The organism is Pseudomonas sp. BF-RE-22 (assembly GCF_019956155.1).
GTDB lineage: Bacteria > Pseudomonadota > Gammaproteobacteria > Pseudomonadales > Pseudomonadaceae > Aquipseudomonas > Aquipseudomonas migulae.
The window spans coordinates 1-21,414 of record NZ_JAHBDD010000038.1 but is presented as its reverse complement, the minus strand read 5'-3'; the positions used below and the strand labels follow the sequence as shown (position 1 = coordinate 21,414).

Here is a 21,414-nt window from a genome sequence, read left to right as displayed (position 1 = left end):
CGACCAGCACGCATTCAAGGTGTCAGCATGACAAATTTCAAAAGCTTCATTTTTACCTTCAGGTTCAACAAGCAGGCCATTACCTCACTTACGCTTGAAACGCAGGTCGAAAAAGCTGCCGAGCTTTTGCGTCAGGTGGGTGCAATCAGTCCGCTTCTGGCCAACTGGTATTTGCAAGGGAAAAGCCTGAAAGACTCGCTTTCAACTAACGTCAGTAACAACACTCAAGCGCTGATCGACAAAGTTAAGCGCGCTCATGATCCTGACCTTCCCGACCTGACCGAATTTTCGGTCTGGAATGCCATCCAGGATCCGCTTGAGGGCGGAGTCGCCTTTCATTACAGCGCGCACAACCTCGATTCAGTGTCAGCCATGTCCTTCGAGGACGCTGGTGCTTTGTTGATGAAGCTTGCGCACCCGGAAGAGACATTCACAAAAATTATCAATCTGGCCGTGAATATCTGGCCAGAAATTGACTGGGTCACCGTGGTACCGGCCAACTATTTCAGAAAAGGTCGTGTTTTCAAGGACCGACAGACAATTGGATGGATTGGCTTTTGCCCGCAACCGTTGAAACAGGAAGACTTCCCTCAGGCACACAAACTGGTTCCCGTGCCCGACAGGGGGACCATTATCGTCAGCTGTCCTGAAGTCATGAATGAGCAAAACCTCGACCACTTCGGACAGGTTGGGGATATTGATACCAAACTGGTAGAGCTTGGTTATTTGCCGTTGTTTATGAACTGAATCGTGCACATGTGAACGACAGCAATCATCTGCAGGAGCCGGCTTGCCGGCGAAGGGCCCGTGAGTCTTGCGTTTTGATCACTGCGCATCCGCTCCCCAGATCCAGTTCCAGACCCCCGGCAATTTCACCGGTTGCGCACTGTCGCGAACGGTGCGCGCCATGGCCGCCCGTTGCAGTTCGGCCTGATCATCGTAAAACGGCTTCTGCGCCGTTTTCACGCCGGTCGCCTGCGCGCTGTCGAGAAGGATTTGCAGGTATTCGCGGGCATGTCGGGCCGTGTAGCGGTTGAGGTCGTGGAAGGTCACCACCACCGGGATCACCCCATCCACCGTCGGCAACTCACCCAATGCGATGCGCTCGCGCACCTCCGACATCTGCCGCAGCATGTTGGCCCGACGCCGGGGGCTGGCGTTGAAACCCCAGATCTTGCCGTCGTTGGCGCTCAGGTCGGTCAGCAACACGTGCATGCCGTGCTTTTGATAAGCGGCGAAAACCCGTTTGTCGTAATTCCAGAACGGCGGCCGTACCAGAGTCGGCGGCGCACCGGTGATGGCGGCGATGTCGGCACTGCCTTTGGTCAATGACTGTTTCAGTTCTTCCGGGCTCAGAGAACGGTGATTGGTATGCCAGTGGGTGGCCGTGTGGAAACCGAGAATCTGCCCGTCCGCATGTTCGCGGCGCATGACCTCGCGGCCGATGTCGCTGTCGCCCGCCCGTGGCGCGCCGGTCTGCACGAAGAACACCGCTTTGAGGTTCGGCTGCACCGGGTTGGTGGCGAGACTGTCGAGGATGGTCATCGTCGGGTTCCAGAAACTCGACGCGCTGGGGCCGTCGTCGAACGTCAGCAGAAACCGGATCGGTGCTTGCGCGTGCAGACGCTGTTCGGTTTGCGGTGTCATTTCGATGGGAGCAGCGATGCAACCCACCAGCCCGACGGCAATGGCGAGTGCGCTGAGAATCTTGAACAGCTGTTTCATGTTGTGCCTTGAGCCGGACCGTTAAGCCCGCACAGTTGTGCGGGCGCGGTTTGGATCAGGGTACACAGTGTTTGGTTCCGGTGCTGCCCGGCATTGTCGATTACTGGGTAAACGCCTGCTCGAACGAGTTGTCGATAATCGGCGCGGTCGCCAGCGCTGTCGGCAATGCTTTGACCTTGAACAGAAAATCCGCCGTGCTTTGCAAGTCCTTAGCAGCCTGTGCATCCACCGGGCCTACGGTCATGTGAGCCTGGCGTAACCAGTGACGCGAGACGTTCTGGTCAAGATTGGCCTTCTTCGCCCACAGATCGGCATATTCGTCGGTGTGATTGTCGACCCAGGCCCGTGCCTTTTTCAGGCGAACCAGGAAGTCGGCGATGGCTTCCCGCTTGCTGTCGATTGACGGCGTCGAAGCGGCGATGGCGCTGAGGCCTGGCATGAGGTTCTTGGCGGTAAGAATCGGTCGCGCGCCGGAGAACAGAATCTGTTGGGAAATGTAGGGTTCCCAGACCGGGAAGGCATCAATGCTGCCCTGGGGCAGCGCGGCGGCGGCATCGATCGGCATCAGCTTGATGAAGTCGACGTAGTCCTCCGGCAGGTCAGCTTGTTGCAAGGCGCGCAAGGTTAATTGCTGGCTCCAGGCGCCGGGCCAGTAGGCGACTTTCTTGCCCTTGAGGTCGGCGATGCTTTTGACCGGCGAATCCTTGGGCACCAGCAAGGCGATGGTGTCCGGGTTCTGCCGCGAGACGCCGATCAGCTTCACCGGCGCCTGCTTTGCAGCGAGGAACAGGAAGCCTGAATCGCCCAGAAAACCCACGTCCAGCGCCCCGGTGTTCAACGCTTCGGCCAGCGGTGCAGCGGCCTGAAAATGCTTCCAGTCAACGGTGTAAGGCGCCCCTTCCAGCACCCCCGAAGCCTCCACCGAAGCGCGCACGTTGTAGTAATTCTGATCACCGACATGCAGGACAACGGGCTCAGCGGCGTAGGCCATTGGCGCAGCAAACAACGCACTGGTCAGCAAACTGCGAACGAATCTGGACAGGTTCATCGGGGGCTCCTTGAGAGTGAATGGCATAGACCATAACGCTCTTACAGGATGCTTTTTAAATTCGATTTACGCATAAGCTCATGACTGTCAGCCAACACTGTTCACCCGGCAACAGCGAGCCGACAGACTGTTTTCCCTGCAACACCCTTCTGCTTCATTCCTCGCATCAACGCCTTGATAACGCCTGATATCCAAGACATGGCACAGAGCCTGCAATATTCCTTTTACGCAGGAAGCATTTATAAAAAATGAATTTTTCGACATAAGAAACCCAACGCCTTGTCCGGAGCCGATCCCATGAAGTCCACCTTCCGCTTTCCCAAAGTCAGGTATCTGCTCAGCGCCTGCGCCCTGGCCTTGAGCCTGCAACCCGTCGCGCAGGCCGCTGAAACACCGCCGGCCGAAGTGCATCTGGATTACGCCTACTACTCGCCAGTGAGCCTGGTGCTTAAACACTTTGGATTTCTGGAAAAAGCCCTGCCGCAGACCAAAGTCAGTTGGGTGCTGAGTCAGGGCAGCAATCGCTCGCTGGAGTACCTCAACAGCGGCGGCGTTGATTTCGCCTCCTCCGCCAGCCTCGCCGCCGTGCTTAGCCGCGCCAATGGCAGCCCGATCAAATCGGTTTACGTCTACAGCCGCGCCGAATGGACCGCATTGGTGGTGCGCAAGGATTCGCCCTACCAGACCGTCGGCGACCTGAAAGGCAAGAAAATCGCCGCCACCAAAGGCACCGACCCGTACCTGTTCACCCTGCGCAGCCTGCAACAGGCCGGCCTGAGCAAAGACGATGTGGAACTGGTGCACTTGCAGCACCCGGATGGCCGCACGGCCCTGGAAAAAGGCGACGTCGACGCCTGGGCCGGCCTCGATCCGCACATGGCCGCCAGCCAGGTCCAGGCCGGTTCGCGCCTGTTGTATCGCAACACCAACTTCAACAGTTATGGCGTAGTCAGCGTTACTGACACTTATGCGAAAGAGCACCCGCAGACCATCGAAACCGTACTGAAGGCGTACGAAAAGGCCCGCGACTGGGCGGTAAAAAACCCTGACGAACTGGCGAAACTGCTCGCTACCGAATCCGGTCTGCCGCTGGAAGTGGCCAAGCTGCAACTGTCCCGCACTGACCTGAGCAGCCCGCAACTGACCGCCAGGGATGTGATCGCCTCCAAGGCCGCCGCGCCGATTCTGGTGTCCGAAGAACTGGTGCGTCGTGGGGTGAATGTCGATCAGGTCATCGATCAGTTGATCGACACCGGCTTCAAGGAAACCGTGGCCCGTCAGTAAATAACCGCCAACGGGGCACAACGAATCCGCGCCAGTCGCGGATTCGTCGTGACCGGAGAATCTCATGACCAGCAAAAGCAAAGACCTGCCCCTCGAACTGCCGACGCCACGTCGTGCCGCTCTTTCCTTGAACAATGCCTGGCGTTTGCGTCTCAAGGGTCTGGCGTTGCCGGTACTGATCCTCCTGGTGCTGGAATTTGTCGTACGCATCGGCTGGTTGCCGTCCTACCAAATGCCGGCGCCCAGCGAAATCGCCCTGACCTTGAGAGACCTCGCCGAAGGCGCGCTGTGGAAACATATCAGCACCAGCCTGTTGCGCGTGTTGCTCGGTTTCGCCATCGGCGCCGGCCTGGCACTGGTGTTTGCCGCCTGGGTCGGCTTGAGCCGCGAAGCCGAAGCCTGGCTTGAGCCGACCTTCGCCGGCCTGCGTTCGATTCCGAGCCTGGCCTGGGTGCCCCTGTTGTTGCTGTGGCTGGGCATCGACGAAACCTCGAAAATCGTCCTGATTGCCATCGGCGCGTTCTTCCCGGTGTACCTCAACGGCGTCGCGGCGATTCGCGACATCGACCGCAAACTGGTGGAAGTCGGGCAGATGTATGGCTTCGGTCGCACACGGCTGGTCCGGCGGATTCTGCTACCCGCCGCCCTGCCCGGCCTGTTTACCGGGTTGCGCAGCGGCATGAGCCTGGCGTGGATGTTTCTGGTGGCCGCCGAACTGATCGCCGCGACCAAAGGGTTGGGTTATCTGCTCAGTGACGGTCGCGAGACCTCCCGCCCGGACATCGTGCTCGCGGCAATCATTGTGCTGGCGCTGCTGGGCAAACTCAGCGATGGAATCCTCGCTGGTCTGGAGAAACGCTTCCTGGCGTGGCGCGACACGTTCAACGGCCAAAGCACAGAGGATTGAGCCATGACCGATTACCTGCTGGACATTCGCGTCGAGCGCAAAACCTTCGCCACCACCACGGTGCTCAGGGATATCCACCTGCAATTGCAGCCCCGGGAAACCGTCAGCCTGCTGGGCCCCAGCGGGTGCGGTAAAAGCACGTTGTTGCGGATCGTTGCCGGTCTGGAAAAGGACTTCCAAGGTGAACTGAATCGCAGCGCCGGTGAGGTTGCGTTCGTGTTTCAGGAACCTCGATTGATGCCCTGGCTGACGGTCGAGCAAAACATCGGTTTCAGTGCCGACAACCGATATGACAAGGCCTGGGTCGCACAACTGATCGATGAAGTGGGCCTCAGCGGGTTCGCTCAAGCGTTACCCAAGGCGCTTTCCGGCGGCATGGCGCAGCGGGTCGCCATTGCTCGCGGCCTCTACTCACGGCCCGATGTGCTGTTGCTCGACGAACCGTTCAGCGCGGTGGATGCCTTCACCCGGATGAAACTGCAAGATTTGTTGCTGCAACTGGCCGAGCGTCACGCCATCGCTCTGCTGCTGGTGACCCACGATGTCGATGAAGCGCTGTACCTCAGCGACCGCGTCCTGGTCATGGACAATCGCCCCAGCAGCATTCGCCAGGAACTGGCGGTGCAACTGCCCCATCCGCGTGATCGGCGCGATCCGCTGCTGGCGCAATTGAAGGCCCTGTCGTTGACCGAACTGCAACGGGCGCACGTCATTTGAATCGCCCAGCGTTCTCCGATCCGTAGGAGCCAGGCTTGCCGGCGATGACGTCTGTAAGATCGCCATCGCCGGCAAGCCGGCTCCTACAGGGTTCGTGTGAATCCCCGATCCCGAACATCCTGACGATCCGTAGGAGCCAGGCTTGCCGGCGAAGGCGTCCGTAAGATCGCCATCGCCAGCAAGCCGGCTCCTACAGGGTTCGCGTGAATCCCCAATCCCGAACATCCCCCAATCCGTAGGAGCCAGGCTTGCCGGCGAAGGCGTCCGTAAGATCGCCATCGCCAGCAAGCCGGCTCCTACAGGGTTCGCGTGAATCCCCAATCCCGAACACGCTGGTGATCCGTAGGAGCCAGGCTTGCTGGCGAAGGCGTCCGTAAGATCGCCATCGCCGGCAAGCCGGCTCCTACAGGGTTCGCGTGAATTCCCAATCCCGGACATCTCCCAATCCGTAGGAGCCAGGCTTGCCGGCGAAGGCGCCCGTGAAATCGCCATCGCCAGCAAGCCGGCTCCTACAGGGTTCGCGTGAATCCCCGATCCCGAACATCCTGACGATCCGTAGGAGCCAGGCTTGCCGGCGAAAGCGTCCGTAAGATCGCCATCGCCAGCAAGCCGGCTCCTACAGGGTTCGTGTGAATCCCCGATCCCGAACATCCCCCGATCCGTAGGAGCCCGGCTTGCTGGCGAAGGCGTCCGCAAGATCGCCATCGCCGGCAAGCCGGGCTCCTGCAGGTGAAGCGTCTAAGCTGAAGGTTCCAGTAAGAGGTTTCTTTCGATGTGCGGAAGACTCTCGCAATACCGGGGCATTCATGACTTCGTGGCGGTGCTGAGCATTCCCGACGCCCTGATCAACCATGTCGGCGATGAACCGCTGGCCAGATACAACGCCGCGCCGACGAATCAACTCGCGTTGTTTCATCGGGAAAGCAATGGGCTCCAGGCCGACAAGGTGCGCTGGGGATGGCGGCCGCATTGGGCGAAGGATCGTGCGGCACCGATCAATGCACGGGTGGAGAAAGTCGCCCACGGTCCGTTCTTCCGCGCAATCTGGCCGCACCGCGCGATTGTGCCGATCGATAACTGGTTCGAATGGGTCGATACGCCGGACTCAACGAGACAGCCATGGCTCATCCGGCGGCAGGACCGCGACCCGATTTTCTGTGCCGCGATTGGCCGGTTTCCCACAGATGGCGAGGAACCGAGAGACGACAACGGTTTCGTGATCATTACCGCGGACAGCGCCGGTGGCATGCTCGACATTCACGACCGGCGGCCGGTGGTGTTGTCGCCGGAACTGGCACAGGAATGGCTCGACCCCGCCACGCCCCCGGAACGCGCCGAACAGATGGCCTTGTTTCAAGGCGAAGGCAGCGAAGTTTTCGAGTGGTACAAGGTTGGCAAGGCTGTAGGCAACGTGAGGAATCAAGACGCGTCGCTGATTGACAAGAGTGCATGAATTTATCAATACCAACAGCCTGACGGCAGCCAATAACTGTTAGTTATGCAGACCAATAACTTAAACGTTACACAGACTGTTTCACCCAAGTAACACTTACTGATAGAGGGCGTTTGGCTGTATCAACCGCTTGTCCGACAATTTGATCGTCATACATACATTTAGAATAACTACGGATAGCATGCGCGCCGCATTTCCATTGGCATCGCCCAGTTGACCAAAGAGTCAACAACTAAGGAAATCCCAACTACAACAAGCCTTGCAGAGAATTAAATGCGCGACGATTTTGCAATCAATCAAGTCGTTGGTCTGGAGTGCGTTTATCTTTCGACGACAGAGCACTATCGGCTGGACTGTTTCATAGAGCAATACATAAAGACCCGTAACCTGCGATCGGTTCCGGGGATTGACGGCACCTTGCGTTCAACGCTCATACACTATCCCGGCAAGCCGCCGGTCATGGTCAACGAAGTGAACGCATGGATCGACAAGACCCTGGGCTATCGGGCCTCACATCCCGACGAATTGCAGCTCGACGACGCTTGAAACGACACGCAGGCCTACGTTTGGCAAAAGAACTGAACGAACCCGTCGTCGCCGCACTCTGAACGGTAGAGGCTCACTGAGCCTCCTCCTTTTTCAGCAGTCCTATTTCTGCATCACACTTTCACCGCAGATCTCTCTGAATTTTTATTCGACGACTAAGCCACTGACCTGGCTGGCTCCACGAGAGATAGATGAGTGAACTCATTCCCTATGCCGTGCATTACTTATTCGACGGTGTGCGACAGCACTTTTTCAAGATGGCCGTGCATTTTTCCGATGTCGACGCGATTCATTCGGCGTCTGCGCATGCTTACCCTGAATCCGGCCGCAAGATCGCCAAACACGCCACCCTCGAAGCGGCACGCATCAAAGCACAGCAATTGGGCATTACCCAGATTCGCTGGAACGTGTCGATCTGATTGACCGGCAAAAAAAAGCCCCGCGCATTGGCGGGGCTTTGTTGTATGCGCAGATCGGTCAGAGCTCCAACTAAAACTTTCTATCAGGTTCTGACAGTTCCTTCCCGTCGTCGGGATGCTTCCAGTCAGGCGTCGAACGTTTCTGCTGCTCGATCTCTTCTTCCGTCGGTTCATCCATGTCTTCATCTTCCGGATCAGGACGCTTTTGTTCAGTTGCCATGCTCACCTCTCTCCCTAAGGGATCAGTCATCAACTTTAAGCGTAGAACAGTTTCGCGCTCCCGGCTCAGAGCCACCAGCGCAGCAAAAAGAAGAACCCCATGCTCAACAACATGCTGAGCAAGGTGTTGCGGGTGTACAGCACCAGCCCCACCGCCACCAGCGAACTGATCAGGTACGGGTTGTCCCATTGCAGGTTCAGCTGTTTATCCGGCATGAACACAATCGGGCCGCAGATGGCGGTCAACATGCCCGGTACCGCAAAGCCGAGGAATTGCCGGGCGTTGCTGCTCAGGCGCAGCGGCAGCCGTGGCTCGAGAAATACATAACGGTTGAGGAACACCAGAATCCCCATACCGACAATCACCGCCCAGACCATCATGTGCGTCCACCGTAGAATTTGTTGCAGATGAAGCCCGCCGTCATGCCCGCCAACCCCGACAACACCAGCGCCGAGCCCCATTGCCAGTAACTGAACAACACCGAGCAAAACAGCGAAACTGCCACGCAGACCACGGTCGGTACGTTGCGCACCACCGGGGTGATCAGGGCAATGAAGGTCGCGGCGATGGAGAAATCCAGGCCCAGATGTTCCAGGCCGGGAATGCTGCTGCCCAGCACGATGCCGGCCAGCGTGAAGAGGTTCCAGGCGATGTAAAACGTCAGGCCGACGCCCAGGGCATACCAGCGGTTGAATTGCTGTTTGTCATGCTGGCTGGTCAAGGCGAACAGCTCGTCGGTGAGCAAAAAACCCAGCCCGGCACGCCAGCGACCGGGCAGCGGCGAAATCACCGAGCGCATGCTCATGCCGTAGAGCAAATGCTGCGACGTCAGCAATAACGTGGTCAGCAGAATCGAAAAGATTCCGGCACCACCCTTGAGCATGCCAATGGCCACCAATTGCGCCGCCCCGGCAAACACGATGCTCGACAACCCCTGGCCTTGCAGCGGCGTGAGGTTGGCTTCGATGGCCATGGAGCCGGCCAGCAATCCCCACGGCGCGGTCGCCAGGGACAATGGCATGATCGCCGCAGCGCCGCGAAGAAAGGCGCTGCGCGGCATGAGTGAGTGAGTCATAACGCTCTACAAACAGGAAAAGACGCCTGACTGTGCCAGCAGTCGCGCCCGATGGCTTGAACAATCTTGCGCACTTGTGCCGATTTTGGTGATTGACAAAATTCCCGCCGACTCTTAAAACTGAGCGCCTCATTCAGGGTGTAAGCAAACATGTCCGCAACCTTCAACCTCAACATTGACGCCATTGGCTTGATTGCCAAGGCGCAAGGTTGCGTTGCGCACGCCCTCAAATCGAAGAAACAGTCGCTCATGTGACCGGGGCGCGCTGTCCCGTCAGATGAGCTGACAGGACATTGAGCGCGACGGGCACCCTCCCCCTGCTTACTTCCTTCTACGCTTCTGACGGTGACGAAATCGGTCAACTTTCAGGAGTAAGTGCATGTCATCGTTTCAAGGTATCTGGGTTCCGCTCGTTACGCCGTTTCAACACGGTGCGATCGATTTCGTCGGGTTGCGCCGGCTCGTCAGCCATTTGCTGGACAAAGGCGTCGATGGCCTGGTGGTCTGCGGCACTACCGCTGAAGCGGCGGCACTGAGCAAACATGAACAACTGGCGGTGCTGGATGCCGTGCTTGAATGGGTGACTGCGGATCAGGTGGTCATGGGGCTGGCCGGCAACAACCTGACCGAACTGCTGCAATTGCAGAACGAAATCCTCAAGCGGCCGCTGGCCGGGTTGCTGGTGCCGCCGCCGTACTACATTCGCCCGTCCCAGGCGGGCCTTGAAGCGTTTTTCAAAACGGTTGCCGATGCGTCCACTGTGCCGATCATTCTGTACGACATCCCGTATCGCACCGGCATCGCCTTCGAACAGGCAACGTTGCTCAACATTGTCGCCCACGAGCGAATCGTCGCAATCAAGGATTGCGGCGGCAATCAGGGCAACACCCTGGCGCTGCTGACCAGCGGCAAGGTCGACGTGTTGTGCGGCGAAGACAACCAGATCTTCAGCGCCCTGTGCCTCGGCGCCAAAGGGGCGATTGCCGCCTCGGCGCATGTGCATCCGGAGTTGTTCGTGACGCTGTATCAACAGATCCGCGACCAGCGGCTGGCGGAAGGACGGGCGACGTTTTTCCGGTTGCTGCCGCTGATTCAAAGCCTGTTCATTGAACCCAATCCTGCCCCGGTGAAAACCGCACTGGCCCTTGAAGGCTTGATCGACGACGAACTGCGCGCGCCGATGCAACGCAGCAGCGAGAGCATGGTGCTGCGTCTGAAGGCCGTGCTCGCTGGGTTGGGCAGCAAACAATAGATAGAGCGCCGACGCCCCGCCCGAGTACCATGGAGTGATTCGCATCACGCGTCAGGGAGTCGCCATGCTTTACCGGATCGCCGCCGATGGGCTGGTGCTGTTTCACCTGTTGTTCATTCTGTTCGTGCTGTTCGGCGGGCTGCTGGTGCTCAAATGGCGCCACCTGGCCTGGTGGCACCTGCCGGCCGCAACATGGGGGGTTGCGGTCGAAGTGTTCCACCTGACCTGCCCGCTGACACAGTGGGAAAACCTCATGCGTAGCGCGGCCGGGCAGACCGGCTATGGCGGTGGTTTCATCGAACATTATGTGTGGCCGGTGATTTACCCGGCCGGGTTGACCCCGAGTATTCAGCTGGGACTCGGCGGCGTGGTGCTGGTGATCAACGTGTTGGTCTACGTTCGGGTGTTCAGGCAGCGCAAGTCACGCCGAACGTCCACCCTTTCAAATACCACACGATCCCTGTAGGAGCCGGCTTGCTGGCGATGGCGGCCTCAAATCCAACGCAGCGTTCGAGGGCCTCTTCGCGGGCAAGCCTCGCTCCTACAGGGGGTGGGTTGGCCGATAAATTTCAAACAGCCCGCGATTTTGTAGGAGCCGGCTTGCTGGCGATGGCGGCCTCAAATTCAACGCAGCGTTCGAGGGCCTCTTCGCGGGCAAGCCTCGCTCCTACAGGGGTTGTGGTTGGCCTATACATTTCAGGTGGCCTCGATTTTGTTCTCGTTGCTCCAGACATTCATTTCCAGGCCGTTCGTTCGAGGATTCAGAACATGTTGTCGATTGAGGACCTGGCGTTGCTGGAGGCCATTCGGGAAACCGGTAGCCTGTCGCGCGCGGCGGTGCACCTGGGCAAGGCGCCATCGACCGTGTCGTATGCGGCGCGGCAACTGGAAGAGCGTTTCGACGCCTTGCTCTTCGATCGTCGCCGCTACCGCTTGCAGCTCACCCCGGCCGGGGAATTGCTGGTGAACGAGGCGGCGCGGCTGATGCAGGACGTCTCGCGCCTGACCCAACGGGTGCAGCAAGTGGCCAATGGCTGGGAGAGTCGGCTGTGGATCGTCACCGACGAACTGCTGGAGTTCGAAACCCTGATCCCGGTGATTCACGAGTTCGATGCGCTGGAATCCGGCGTACCGTTGCGCATCACCCAGGAAGTGCTCAAAGGTGTCTGGGAAGCCCTGCGCGAAGGCCGGGCGGACCTGATCATCGGCGCCACCAACGAACCGCCGGCCATCCCTTCCTTGCGCTGGATGCCGTTGGGGGAAATGGAATGGGTGTTTGCGGTCTCACCGAAGCACCCGCTGGCCAAGGCCAAGGAACCGATCTCACGGGCAACGGTGACGCAACACCGGGCGATTGTCGTAGCCGACTCGTCCAAAGTCACCGAAGGCAGCACTTATGGTGTCTCCGGCGGACAACCCGTGCTCGCCGTGCCGACCATGCGCGCCAAAATCCTCGCCCAGTGCGACGGCCTGGGCGTGGGGTGGCTGCCCAAACATCGGGTCGGCTCGTTACTGAAAAACGGAACGCTGGTCGAAAAACAGATGGCCGACCCGCGCGAGCCGAACATTCTGTATGCCGGCTGGCGTGGCGACCATGACGGTCGCGCCCTGGGTTGGTGGCTGGAAAAACTCAAGCAATCGTACCTGGCGACCCAACTGGTTCAGGGCAGCGGTGGGTTTGTTTGAAGTCAGTTGGCAATGACGCTCATGTTCCTGCCGCTGGCCTTGGCCACGTAAAGCGCCTTGTCCGCAGCGCCCACCAGGTCGTTCGGCTGGGCCTGTGATGCCGGATCATAAGCGGCGACGCCGATACTGACTGTCACCATGCCTTCTGCGCCTTCACGGTGGGGAATACCGGCCTGCAACACCGCACGACGAATTTTTTCCGCCACCAGAAACGCCCCCACATAGTCAGTCCCCGGCAGCACCGCCGCAAACTCTTCACCGCCGTAGCGCGCCGCCAGATCCCCGGGCCGCTTGATGTTGTCGGTGATGATCGCGCTGATGTTGCGCAAACATTCGTCGCCGGCCACATGACCGTAGTGGTCGTTGAACAGTTTGAAGTGATCGACATCGATCATCAGCAGCGCGAGGCCGCTCAGGCTTCGCCGGGCGCGACCCATTTCCGAGTGGATGAACAGATCGAACTGACGCCGGTTGGACAGCCCCGTCAGCGCGTCTTCCAGAGCCAGCAATTCCAGGCCGCGATTGACCTCGAGCAGTTTGTCCTGAGCGTCCAGCAGTTGGTTCTGAATGCGGTTCTGCTGCTTCATCAGATTGATCAGGCGAAAACCCAGTACACCGACAAAACCCAGCAAAAGCGTAACGATGCCAGCACTGAGCATGGATTCCTCACGCCAGCCGGCCAGGACTTCCTCCTTGTCGAGCGCGGCGAAAACAACCAGCGGATACCCCTCGACCCGGCGAAACCCCACCACCCGCACAACGCCATCTACCATGGATTTGAATGTTGCCGTCCCTGAACTCCCCGAGGGCAACAACTGCTTGAACAGTGGGCTGTTGACGAGGCTGGTGCCGATATCCGCTTCGTTGAACGGCCGGCGAACGATGATGGTGGCGTCGTCGGCGATCAGGTTGATTACGCCGTTGCGGCCCATGTCGATGCTGTCGTACAGGAACAGGAAATGATTGAGATAAATCGTCGCCAGCGCCACACCGGCAAAACTCCCATCGGCATGATTGATCCGGCGCGACACCGTCATGATCCATTCGCCGCTGGAGCGGCTTTTGATCGACGGGCCGATATGAGGCCCACGGTCGGGATGATTGCGATGGAAGATGAAATATTCACGGTCGGCATTGTTGGCATCGGTCAGGGCGGCGCCGTTGGAATTGGCAATCCAGCGCCCCGTTTCGTCATAGACGAACAGGCCATGCAACTGACTCAACTCACTGCGCTGGGCGCTGAGCAAGCGCTCCAGATGTGGCAGCCCGGCCGGGTCGAAGCCGTCGCTTTCGAGGCGTTCCACCAGCGTAAACAGCAGCGTATCGGCCTGCTTGATCGTCGCCTGCGCTTGCGAGGCCAGGGTCTGCGCAAGGTTGGACATCGCCACTTCCTTGTCATGCAGATGGTACTGGCGCGAACTCCACGCTTCCCAGATCACGATGACAATCATGGACAGGCACACTGCAACAAGCAGTACCACCGCGGAGCGTACCTTGATCCTGGCACCGGCCTGTTCGGTGACCAAAGGCACGCTGTGGCGCAATTGTTCAATTCGGTCTTTGACAGACGGGTTACCCATGACGCTCCCTGAATCCTTATGAATGGCGACTGATCCCGTTCGCCTTTTTATTATCTATGTGCCTTGATCCTGTACCGGTTAGCGTGGCGTCTGTTTCACGGCCTCAAGCCACGCCGGGTTCAATTGCGTCTGTTCGGTCTCGATGCCCAGCGCTTCCATTCGTGCCTTGTGCAGGTCCATTTCACGTATCAATTGGCTGTGATCACTGGAGTTAGCGTCCAGTTGGTGCATCTGGCTCAGCCCCAGGTGATAAAAACGCAGCAGCTTCATGGCACTCGGATCACCCGCGTCCACCGCCGCCGTCACCTGGTGCATGACGTTGGTGATGCTCATCAGGCTGCGTTTGAGCTGCCAGCCGTAGACCGCCGGCGCCATCCACTCCTGGGTCCAGAATTTGCCGCGCATCAGCGCCGCCATCAACAGCACCGCGACAAACACGCCGCCCACGTTGAAGCGTAGATTGTCGCCCCCCGGTTCGCCGAACATCGCCACCGCCGCAGTGGACAAAACCATCGCCAGGGCGAGGAAAACCAGGGCGATGATGATCGTGCTGCGGCGCGTCTGGCTTCGATAGATTTCTGGGTTCTGCGGCTGGATTTCAAACATCGCGACGGGATTCCTCAGGCGGCGTGAGCAAAAAGACTGCGGGGCATTATCGCCTCTGCGAGGGATTTAGCTATGCTGGGGCTCCTTTTCATCTTTTCATCGTCAAAGGGGAACATGGCGATACTGCGCAGTTCGTGCCATCTTCTTTCGTGGATACATACTATTCGGATGTCATGCGTCCTCGGCGGGTGACATCGTTTTAAGGATCATTGAATGTCCCAACGACAAGTAATCAACGCTTCGGTCAGCCCCAAAGGTAGCCTGGAAACCCTCTCTCAACGTGAAGTACAGCAACTGAGCGAAGCCGGATCCGGCAGCACCTATACCCTCTTCCGCCAGTGCGCCCTGGCCATTCTGAATACCGGCGCCCATGTCGATAACGCCAAGACCATCCTCGAAGCCTACAAGGACTTCGAAATCCGCATTCACCAACAAGACCGCGGTGTACGCCTTGAACTGCTGAACGCCCCGGCCGACGCATTCGTCGATGGCGAAATGATCGCCAGCACCCGGGAAATGTTGTTCAGCGCCCTGCGCGACATCGTCTACACCGAAAACGAACTCGACAGCCAGCGCATCGACCTGAGCAATTCCCAGGGCATCAGCGACTATGTGTTCCACCTGCTGCGCAACGCCCGCACCCTGCGCCCCGGCGTCGAGCCGAAGATCGTAGTGTGCTGGGGTGGCCATTCGATCAACACCGAAGAATACAAATACACCAAGAAAGTCGGCCACGAACTGGGCCTGCGCAGCCTCGACATCTGCACCGGTTGCGGCCCCGGCGTGATGAAAGGCCCGATGAAAGGCGCGACCATCGCCCATGCCAAACAACGCATTCACGGTGGCCGTTACCTCGGTTTGACCGAACCCGGCATCATCGCTGCCGAAGCGCCGAACCCGATCGTCAATGAGCTGGTGATCCTGCCGGACATCGAGAAACGCCTGGAAGCGTTCGTGCGTGTCGGCCATGGCATCATCATTTTCCCTGGCGGCGCGGGCACGGCTGAAGAGTTCCTGTACCTGCTCGGCATCCTGATGCACCCGGACAACAAGGGCCTGCCCTTCCCGGTCATCCTCACCGGGCCGAAACACGCGGCGCCGTATCTGGAACAACTGGACGCGTTCGTCGGCGCCACCCTGGGTGACGCGGCGAAGCAGCATTACGAGATCATCATTGACGACCCGGCTGAAGTCGCGCGGCAGATGACTGCTGGCCTCAAAGCGGTGAAACAGTTCCGCCGCGAGCGCAACGACGCGTTCCATTTCAACTGGCTGCTGAAGATCGACGAGGGCTTCCAGCGCCCGTTCGACCCGACCCACGAAAACATGGCCAACCTGAAACTCAGCCGCAGCCTGCCGGCCCATGAACTGGCCGCCAACCTGCGTCGCGCGTTCTCCGGCATCGTCGCCGGCAACGTCAAGGACAAGGGCATCCGCCTGATCGAAGAACACGGGCCGTACCAGATCCGTGGCGATGCGGCGGTGATGCAGCCGCTGGATCAGTTGCTCAAGGCGTTCGTGGCCCAGCACCGGATGAAACTGCCGGGCGGCGCGGCGTATGTGCCGTGTTATCGGGTGGTTGCGTAACCAAACCCTGCAGGAGCCGGCTTGCTGGCGATGAGGCCTTGGTCGAGGGCCTCTTCGCGGGCAAGCCTCGCTCCTACAGAGTTGGGGTTGACCCATACCGCGACTTTGTAGGAGCCGGCTTGCTGGCGATGGGGCCCTAAAGCCTTGCGCAGCGCATCAAGCCGGTTCCGTTTTACAGGTTGTCCGCGTCGATCACAGCCTTGGCAAAGGCTTGCGGATCTTCCTGCGGCAAGTTGTGGCCGATGCCGCCGCTGATGAGGCGGTATTCGTATTTGCCGGTAAAACGCTTGGCGTAATCCTCGGCGGCCGGATGCGGCGCGCCGTTGGCATCGCCTTCCATGGTGATGGTCGGCACCGTAATCACCGGGGCCTTGGCCAGTTGCCGCTCCAGCGCTTCATACTGGGGTTCGCCCTGCACCATGCCCAACCGCCAGCGATAGTTGAAAATCGTGATAGCGACGTGATCCGGGTTGTCCAGGGCCGCCGCGCTGCGGTCGAATGTTGCGTCGTCGAAGCGCCATTTTGGCGATGCCAGCTCCCAGATCAACTTGGCGAAGTCGTGACGATTCTTTTCGTAGCCAGCCTGGCCGCGCTCGGTTGCGAAATAGAACTGGTACCACCATTGCAACTCGGCCTTGGGCGGCAGCGGGTTCTTGCCCGCAGCCTGATTGCCGATCAGATAGCCGCTGACGGCGACCAGCGCCTCGACCCGCTCCGGCCAAAGTGCGGCAACGATGTCCGCCGAGCGCGCGCCCCAGTCGTAGCCACCCAGCACCGCTTTCTTGATCTTCAGTGCATCCATGAAGTCGATGACATCACTGGCCAACGCCGCAGGCTGGCCGTTGCGAACAGTCTTGTCGGACAGGAAATGCGTGTCACCGTAGCCCCGTGCGTACGGGATCAACACCCGGTAACCCTTGGCCGCCAACAACGGCGCCACTTCGCTGTAGCTGTGAATGTCGTACGGCCAGCCGTGCAGAAGAATCACCACCGGCCCATCGGCGGGGCCGACTTCGGCGTACGCCACACTCAGCAACCCGGCATTGACATGCTTGAGCGGGCCGAACGTGTCCGCCTTGAGGGTCGCAGCACTCGCCACCACGGGCTCGACAGTCGCGGCTTGCGCATTGGCAGCCCCGAGAGCACCGAGCTGCATCAGCGCGAACGCGAGGACCGAAGGGCCAAGGAGACGGCGACGACGCGAGGCGGAGGTACTGCTCAACACATTGATCTTCATGGTGATATCCCTGCAAGTCATTGATCGGGTGTTTGGACGACATGAATCAGCCATCGCGGGGCGCTGAGCAGACGGTGCGTTGCTCGACATCGACAGCGATGAGCGTAGTGGAAAGATCAGCCGCCCTGATTCGCGCAGTCTGCGAATTTGCTGTACCCGGCGACTTTCTGCGCGCCATTGGAATCGAGGTAGGTCAAGCGGGCATCGACAATGCCGCAGGTGCCGCCGCCGTTGTCGACGATGGAAACAACCTTCTTGATATCCAGGTGCGTGCCGTACGCCGTGGTCTGCGCCGGGGCTTGAACATCGGCATGGGCCGAAAATGCGGCAACGTTCAGGACGGCGAAGAAGCTGGCGGCAATCAGTTTGTTCCAGTTCATGGTGAATTCCTCAGGGTTGCAATGGGCAATGGTTGCGAGGCAAATCGTGTTGTCTCGATGGAGCCCATTTAATCGACCCGAGGTATCTGCCATGTGTCTTAGAACCCGCGGTATTAAGGCGTAAGGTGTCAAACAGGGCAGCGGATACACTGTGATACAAAGCCTGTGGGCAGGTGCACCGTGGCTGCCTAGAATGCGCAACGTGCGAATAACAAGAGGGTTGAGCAATGGAACATGTAAACCACATCCTGATCGTCGACGACGACCGGGAGATTCGCGAGCTGGTCGGCAATTACCTGAAGAAGAACGGCCTGCGTACCACGGTGGTTGCCGACGGCCGGCAGATGCGCAGTTTTCTGGAAGCCAATCAGGTGGACCTGATCGTGCTGGACATCATGATGCCCGGCGATGACGGCCTGGTGCTGTGCCGCGAGTTGCGCTCGGGCAAACATAAAGCGACGCCGATCCTGATGCTCACCGCCCGCAACGACGAAACCGATCGCATCCTCGGCCTGGAAATGGGCGCCGACGACTACCTGACCAAACCCTTCGCCGCCCGCGAGTTGCTGGCGCGGATCAACGCCGTATTGCGCCGTACGCGAATGCTGCCGCCCAACCTGCTGATCACCGAAAGTGGCCGACTGTTGGGTTTCGGCCGCTGGCGCCTCGACACGACTGCTCGCCATCTACTCGATGAAGACGACACGATGGTCGCCCTCAGTGGTGCCGAGTACCGCTTGTTGCGCGTATTCCTCGATCACCCGCAACGGGTACTCAGCCGCGACCAGTTGCTCAACCTGACCCAGGGACGCGATGCCGACCTGTTCGATCGCTCAATCGATTTGCTGGTGAGCCGTTTGCGCCAACGTTTGATGGATGACTCGCGCGAGTCGACCTACATCAAGACCGTGCGCAGCGAAGGCTATGTGTTCTCCTACCCGGTGGAAATGCTCGGCGCAGAATCATGAAGGGTGCCTGGCGCTGAACACGACCGCCCTTCACATCCGAAGGGTTTTGTATCCGTCTGTATAAGAACCCGCGACAGATACGCAGACAGCGATTTCGCCGGGTTCGAGCACACATCACCGATACACCCGGGCGTTTAACTGTGATCACCGGATAGCAGCAGCTACCGACCCACTCAAACTAAACGCACGGAGAATCACCATGATCAATTTCTCGAAAGTTTCTTCCCTGGCACTCGGTCTGGCACTGGTCGGTGGTCTCGGCCTGTCGAATCTGGCCTCGGCCAGCACCGTGAGCGCGGTGTCCCACAGCCAGATCCAGCAACTGCTGGTGGAAGGTGGCTCGGATCGGCTGCAACAGAACCGCGTAGCTGAAGGCGGTGCCGATCGCCTGCAAGAGCTGCGCGAACGTGTCGCCGAAGGTGGCGCCGATCGTTTGCAAGAGCTGCGTGAACGTGTTGCTGAAGGGGGTGCCGATCGCCTGCAAGAGCTGCGTGAACGTGTCGCCCTGATCAACCCGGACAACGCCGTACGCGGTGGCGTGATCGTGGCGGAGAACCGTGCAGAGTTCGGTTCGAAATATCAGCGGTATTGATCGCGATCCACGTCGCAACAAAGATCCCCTGTGGGAGCGAGTGATACTTATAAATCCTCAGGTCTGACGCAAAAGCCCGCTCAATTGCGCGGGACAGTGACTGCACGCTCGTACTAAGCTTTGCGCCACATTCGATCAAGGACGATTCATGAAGCGTATCGCCGTTTGCCTGCTGTCTCTTTTGACGTTCACTGCGGTCGCGGCAGACCTGAACATGCTGACTGACAACCACCCGCCCCTGCATTTCCAGCAGGGTAATCAGCTGGTGGGGTTTGGCGTGGACGTGGTGCAGGCACTGGCCGACATGGCTGGCGACCAGGTGCACTTTCAGCAAGTCCCGCTACTGCGCGCCTTGCATGTGGCCAGCACCGAGCCCACCACAGGGGTGTTCACCGTGTTGCGCACTGCCGAGCGTGATGGCCAGTATCAGTGGGTCGGTCCGCTGATGGAGGTGGAAACCGCTCTGTATTCCACTGAAAGCACCCGGCAGCCGGTGCGCAGTCTGCTGGAGGCCGGTCATCAGGGCCGCATTGCCGTTCCGCGAAAATGGCTGGTCTACAGCTACTTGCAGAAGCAGGATGTGAACAATCTGTACGGCGTGGAAACCCCCGAACAAATGATGCGCCTGGCCCGCCTGGGTCGAGCGGAGTTCGTGGTGGCCGACACCCTTTCCGTCGCTACCATGGCCCGTGAAGAAGGAGTGCCACCCGAGCAGTTGCACTACCAGATACCGCTGATGAAGGAAGCCACCTATATCGCTTTTTCGCCGTTGAGCGACCCGCGTCAGATTGCGCGCTGGCAACAGGCGCTGGACACGATGCGCCAGGACGGGCGCCTGGAACAGCTCAAGCAGCGCTGGCTGGCAGACCGCACACCACGCTGACGGCGTGGATCAACGTTCTCGATAAAGACTATGCGTGAGGGTGTTTTTTCATCGTGATGTTCCAGGACTACTGTGGGCCCATCTTCTTCCCACAGTTCTGGAGCAACATCATGAAAAGCATTATTGGTCTTGGTTTCGTCCTTTCGGTTCTTGGTGCTACATCGGCCATCGCGGCGCCTCACGCTTCTTTGCCGGTGGTGGCGGCGGCGAAGGTCAGTCAGCCGGCTACGTTGAATGTGAATACGGTTGGTGTTGATCGTAAAGACAGTCAGACGAGTACGTTGTATGTCGCTGAAAACCGTCCTGAGTTTGGGTCCAAGTATCAGCGTTATTGATTGGCTGGTTTGTGCGGCTTTGAATAGGAAACCCCGGGAGGATTTGGTCTTTTCGGGGTTTCTTTGTTTGGGGGCATATCCGTTTTTTTTGTGATGGCTGATATTGGTTTCGCCCTTACGGCGAGTCACTTGGAAGAGCCCCAAGTAACCAAGGGCTCTTGCCCCTTTCGTTCGGTGCCTCGCTGTGGCTCGGCATGCCCTCGCTCCGGTCCTGCTCCGTGGGCCCGCCGCCATCGGCCATCCCTGGCCGGGGGCGGCTAACCCGGCATCCATGCCGGGTTGCCCACTACGCAGAACCTGCGCTCGGCCTCTCGAGGGGGCGCTCAAATCAAAAGCGGAAGGCGAGCTAACGCTCGGCCTGATGAGTGGTGGAAATCAAAAGCGTACGCAGATCCCTGTAGGAGCCGGCTTGCCGGCGAAAATCGTGTGGGCGACGCGTTCATTCAGATTGCCCGCGTTATCGTTGGCGTCCATCGCCAGCAAGCTGGCTCCTACAGGGGAATGCGTACGATCAAAGAGACAGGTCGGTTGGCAAGCCGCCTCGCTTTGGCTTTGGCTTTGGCTTTGGCATTTGATCTTGTGGTGGCCCACTAATTTCGGACACTTACGCATTCCCCTGTAGGAGCCGGCTTGCTGGCGATGGCGTCCGTCCAGCCAATACATACGTTGACTGACACACCGCTATCGCCAGCAAGCCGGCTCCTACAGGGAATCGCGTTTGCTTTTGATTTTCACCACTCATCAGGTCGAGCGTTAGCTCGCCTTCAGCTTTTGATCTTGAGGTACACGCCCCCTCGAGAGGCCGAGTGGAGGTTCTGCGTAGTGGGCAACCCGGCATGGATGCCGGGTTAGCCGCCCCCGGCCAGGGATGGCCGATGGCGGCGGGCCCACGGAGCAGGACCGGAGCGAGGGCA

24 protein-coding genes are annotated in these 21,414 nt (G+C 59.2%); 15 read left to right on the top strand and 9 right to left on the bottom strand.

What is annotated here, in order from left to right; genetic code table 11:
• The first annotated feature begins 27 nt into the window (after window positions 1–27).
• Window positions 28–747 carry an Imm52 family immunity protein gene (locus KGA82_RS18955; RefSeq protein ID WP_223451803.1) on the top strand — a complete coding sequence of 240 codons (720 nt, stop codon included), beginning with the start codon at window positions 28–30 and terminating at the stop codon, window positions 745–747.
• A gap of 78 nt (window positions 748–825) precedes the next feature.
• Here the strand turns inward: KGA82_RS18955 and KGA82_RS18950 are convergent, their stop codons facing one another.
• Window positions 826–1,725 carry a polysaccharide deacetylase family protein gene (locus tag KGA82_RS18950; RefSeq protein ID WP_223451801.1) on the bottom strand — a complete coding sequence of 300 codons (900 nt, stop codon included), beginning with the start codon at window positions 1,723–1,725 and terminating at the stop codon, window positions 826–828.
• A 100-nt stretch (window positions 1,726–1,825) separates the two neighbouring features.
• Entirely contained in the window at window positions 1,826–2,716 is an 891-nt protein-coding gene (locus KGA82_RS18945; protein WP_411737722.1) for an ABC transporter substrate-binding protein, read from the bottom strand.
• A 354-nt stretch (window positions 2,717–3,070) separates the two neighbouring features.
• Between KGA82_RS18945 and KGA82_RS18940 the strand changes: the two genes are divergently transcribed.
• The 6 genes from KGA82_RS18940 to KGA82_RS18915 all read left to right on the top strand — a co-directional run bounded on the left by KGA82_RS18940 (window position 3,071) and on the right by KGA82_RS18915 (window position 8,099).
• The gene (locus tag KGA82_RS18940) at window positions 3,071–4,057 is read left to right on the top strand and encodes an aliphatic sulfonate ABC transporter substrate-binding protein (RefSeq protein ID WP_223451799.1); all 987 of its coding nucleotides are present in this window, start codon (window positions 3,071–3,073) and stop codon (window positions 4,055–4,057) included.
• Between the two features lie 64 nt (window positions 4,058–4,121).
• Window positions 4,122–4,964 carry an ABC transporter permease gene (locus KGA82_RS18935; protein WP_008043238.1) on the top strand — a complete coding sequence of 281 codons (843 nt, stop codon included), beginning with the start codon at window positions 4,122–4,124 and terminating at the stop codon, window positions 4,962–4,964.
• Window positions 4,965–4,967: 3 nt separating this feature from the next.
• Window positions 4,968–5,681: an ABC transporter ATP-binding protein gene (locus KGA82_RS18930; protein WP_008043237.1), complete on the top strand. Its 714-nt coding sequence runs from the start codon at window positions 4,968–4,970 to the stop codon at window positions 5,679–5,681.
• A 772-nt stretch (window positions 5,682–6,453) separates the two neighbouring features.
• Window positions 6,454–7,134, top strand: coding sequence for an SOS response-associated peptidase (locus KGA82_RS18925; RefSeq protein ID WP_223451796.1), 681 nt, complete (start codon window positions 6,454–6,456; stop codon window positions 7,132–7,134).
• A gap of 273 nt (window positions 7,135–7,407) precedes the next feature.
• Window positions 7,408–7,680, top strand: a complete 273-nt coding sequence (locus KGA82_RS18920; protein ID WP_192229228.1) for a hypothetical protein — start codon at window positions 7,408–7,410, stop codon at window positions 7,678–7,680.
• Between the two features lie 191 nt (window positions 7,681–7,871).
• Window positions 7,872–8,099 (top strand): DUF6555 family protein, encoded by a 228-nt coding sequence (locus tag KGA82_RS18915; protein WP_223451794.1) that lies wholly within the window; start codon window positions 7,872–7,874, stop codon window positions 8,097–8,099.
• 70 nt (window positions 8,100–8,169) lie between these two features.
• On the opposite strand, the gene KGA82_RS18910 is transcribed toward KGA82_RS18915, so the two are convergent.
• From KGA82_RS18910 to KGA82_RS18900, 3 genes are all read right to left on the bottom strand, one after another.
• Window positions 8,170–8,319 (bottom strand): hypothetical protein, encoded by a 150-nt coding sequence (locus tag KGA82_RS18910; RefSeq protein WP_223451792.1) that lies wholly within the window; start codon window positions 8,317–8,319, stop codon window positions 8,170–8,172.
• 65 nt (window positions 8,320–8,384) lie between these two features.
• Window positions 8,385–8,696, bottom strand: coding sequence for an AzlD domain-containing protein (locus tag KGA82_RS18905; RefSeq protein ID WP_167362959.1), 312 nt, complete (start codon window positions 8,694–8,696; stop codon window positions 8,385–8,387).
• Entirely contained in the window at window positions 8,696–9,394 is a 699-nt protein-coding gene (locus KGA82_RS18900; RefSeq protein WP_032828797.1) for an AzlC family ABC transporter permease, read from the bottom strand. The genes KGA82_RS18905 and KGA82_RS18900 overlap by 1 nt, the downstream gene beginning before the upstream one ends.
• Before the next feature lie 379 nt (window positions 9,395–9,773).
• Between KGA82_RS18900 and dapA the strand changes: the two genes are divergently transcribed.
• The 3 genes from dapA (at window position 9,774) to KGA82_RS18885 (ending at window position 12,332) form a co-directional block, all read left to right on the top strand.
• Window positions 9,774–10,646 carry a 4-hydroxy-tetrahydrodipicolinate synthase gene (dapA, locus tag KGA82_RS18895; RefSeq protein WP_223451790.1) on the top strand — a complete coding sequence of 291 codons (873 nt, stop codon included), beginning with the start codon at window positions 9,774–9,776 and terminating at the stop codon, window positions 10,644–10,646.
• A gap of 64 nt (window positions 10,647–10,710) precedes the next feature.
• Complete coding sequence (locus tag KGA82_RS18890) at window positions 10,711–11,112, top strand: DUF2784 domain-containing protein (RefSeq protein WP_223451788.1); 402 nt, start codon at window positions 10,711–10,713, stop codon at window positions 11,110–11,112.
• Window positions 11,113–11,414: 302 nt separating this feature from the next.
• Window positions 11,415–12,332: a LysR family transcriptional regulator gene (locus KGA82_RS18885; RefSeq protein WP_223451784.1), complete on the top strand. Its 918-nt coding sequence runs from the start codon at window positions 11,415–11,417 to the stop codon at window positions 12,330–12,332.
• A gap of 2 nt (window positions 12,333–12,334) precedes the next feature.
• On the opposite strand, the gene KGA82_RS18880 is transcribed toward KGA82_RS18885, so the two are convergent.
• Both KGA82_RS18880 and KGA82_RS18875 read right to left on the bottom strand, forming a co-directional pair.
• Window positions 12,335–13,912, bottom strand: coding sequence for a sensor domain-containing diguanylate cyclase (locus KGA82_RS18880; RefSeq protein WP_223451783.1), 1,578 nt, complete (start codon window positions 13,910–13,912; stop codon window positions 12,335–12,337).
• A 78-nt stretch (window positions 13,913–13,990) separates the two neighbouring features.
• Window positions 13,991–14,518, bottom strand: coding sequence for a DUF3087 domain-containing protein (locus KGA82_RS18875; RefSeq protein ID WP_223436509.1), 528 nt, complete (start codon window positions 14,516–14,518; stop codon window positions 13,991–13,993).
• A gap of 213 nt (window positions 14,519–14,731) precedes the next feature.
• On the opposite strand from KGA82_RS18875, the gene ppnN reads away from it, so the two are divergent.
• Window positions 14,732–16,105, top strand: coding sequence for a nucleotide 5'-monophosphate nucleosidase PpnN (ppnN, locus tag KGA82_RS18870; RefSeq protein ID WP_008034560.1), 1,374 nt, complete (start codon window positions 14,732–14,734; stop codon window positions 16,103–16,105).
• Window positions 16,106–16,277: 172 nt separating this feature from the next.
• Here the strand turns inward: ppnN and KGA82_RS18865 are convergent, their stop codons facing one another.
• A complete protein-coding gene (locus tag KGA82_RS18865) occupies window positions 16,278–17,342 on the bottom strand; it encodes an alpha/beta fold hydrolase (protein WP_223451782.1) in 1,065 nt (354 codons plus the stop codon).
• 116 nt (window positions 17,343–17,458) lie between these two features.
• Window positions 17,459–17,722 (bottom strand): DUF2790 domain-containing protein, encoded by a 264-nt coding sequence (locus tag KGA82_RS18860; RefSeq protein WP_223436512.1) that lies wholly within the window; start codon window positions 17,720–17,722, stop codon window positions 17,459–17,461.
• A 227-nt stretch (window positions 17,723–17,949) separates the two neighbouring features.
• Between KGA82_RS18860 and KGA82_RS18855 the strand changes: the two genes are divergently transcribed.
• From KGA82_RS18855 to KGA82_RS18840, 4 genes are all read left to right on the top strand, one after another.
• Window positions 17,950–18,690 (top strand): response regulator, encoded by a 741-nt coding sequence (locus KGA82_RS18855; protein WP_192417550.1) that lies wholly within the window; start codon window positions 17,950–17,952, stop codon window positions 18,688–18,690.
• 199 nt (window positions 18,691–18,889) lie between these two features.
• Complete coding sequence (locus tag KGA82_RS18850) at window positions 18,890–19,282, top strand: hypothetical protein (RefSeq protein WP_223451780.1); 393 nt, start codon at window positions 18,890–18,892, stop codon at window positions 19,280–19,282.
• Window positions 19,283–19,430: 148 nt separating this feature from the next.
• Window positions 19,431–20,165 carry a substrate-binding periplasmic protein gene (locus tag KGA82_RS18845; RefSeq protein ID WP_223451778.1) on the top strand — a complete coding sequence of 245 codons (735 nt, stop codon included), beginning with the start codon at window positions 19,431–19,433 and terminating at the stop codon, window positions 20,163–20,165.
• 110 nt (window positions 20,166–20,275) lie between these two features.
• Window positions 20,276–20,500 (top strand): hypothetical protein, encoded by a 225-nt coding sequence (locus KGA82_RS18840; protein WP_223451776.1) that lies wholly within the window; start codon window positions 20,276–20,278, stop codon window positions 20,498–20,500.
• Window positions 20,501–21,414 lie beyond the last annotated feature (914 nt).